The sequence below is a fragment of the Peribacillus sp. CSMR9 genome, assembly GCF_033141925.1.
GTDB lineage: Bacteria > Bacillota > Bacilli > Bacillales > DSM-1321 > Peribacillus > Peribacillus simplex_A.
In genome coordinates, this window is the sequence record NZ_JAOPHO010000230.1 from 1 (window position 1) to 615 (window position 615).

Here is a 615-nt window from a genome sequence, read left to right on the forward strand (position 1 = left end):
ACTGTATGAAAAAATGAATAAATATGGTTTATGACTGTTGAAAAGTATCCTTTTGTCAAAGGATAGTCCTTTTCTTTATTCTCAATTTAAATATCTTATTAATTTCCATTTTCCGCTTGAAATCCGGCCCAAAAAGACCCTTTGAGTTATCTTCAAGACATAGGGAGTATAACTCGTCACCCCCACCAAAACGTTGCTGTATGAAGCTGTTAGACACCTTTAAAAAATGAGTTAGACAATGACATTTTTATGTCTAACTGTTTTGGACAAAAAAATGGCTTTTTAGATTCTTAATCCCGTTTGGTATTTATTCTGCTTGTCCTGAGTGATGCCAATATACCTCATGGTAATCTCTTGGTTACTGTGATTTAATGCTTCTTGAAGAACAGCGATATCCTTATATTGATTATAATGATGATATCCATATGTTTTTCTCAATGAATGGCAGCCAATACGTTCAAGGTCAAATTCATCTGCTATTTCTTGCAATACTATATAGGCCATTCCTCTTGATATCGGTTTGACTCTTCCCTTTTTGTCCTTCTGCCTACTTTGGAAGAGAAACTCACTTTTATATTTCCCCTGTACGTATTGCCTAACAGCCTTTTTTAGTTC

General features: G+C 34.5%; 1 protein-coding gene. It reads right to left on the reverse strand.

What is annotated here, in order from left to right:
• Positions 1 to 282 precede the first annotated feature (282 nt).
• Positions 283 to 615 (reverse strand): tyrosine-type recombinase/integrase (locus N9I19_RS25045; protein ID WP_317779376.1); only part of this gene is annotated, 333 nt, incomplete at its 5' end.